This window comes from Bartonella sp. AA81SXKL (assembly GCF_042196945.1).
GTDB lineage: Bacteria > Pseudomonadota > Alphaproteobacteria > Rhizobiales > Rhizobiaceae > Bartonella.
In genome coordinates this window covers 1-344 of the sequence record NZ_JBHIRH010000159.1, presented here as the reverse complement: position 1 = coordinate 344, position 344 = coordinate 1, and the positions used below count along the sequence as shown (strand labels likewise).

Sequence of the window (344 nt, the reverse complement as noted above, 5' to 3'; positions counted from 1 at the left end):
GTTTAGTGTATGAAAAAATGCTCAAGAGGCCGTTGGCACTGTATGGAGAAGATTCTGGATCACATTATCAAGCACAAGGATTAAAGTTATCCAAGCATTTTAGATGAGTTTGAAAGCGAACTTTGATAAAATATGTTCAGAAAGAGTATTCATTGAAGGAAAAGCCTTATTTTTACAGAAATAATAAATGCTTAGTTTATTTGTTTCTCAAACGGATATGCAAAATCGGTTGCCACCACTTATTCCATTTTGAAATTTAAATGAAGATATCATATATTTTGTTTCGTATAAAATGTTATTAAAGAGAAAAAATATAAGTTGTCAGTCACACTGCAATAAAAAAT

General features: G+C 29.7%; 1 protein-coding gene. It reads left to right on the top strand.

Annotated elements, in window-relative coordinates; all coding sequences use genetic code 11:
- On the top strand, window positions 1-107 hold a 107-nt coding region (locus tag ACFINZ_RS10275; RefSeq protein ID WP_375701460.1), incomplete at its 5' end, for a hypothetical protein.
- Window positions 108-344 lie beyond the last annotated feature (237 nt).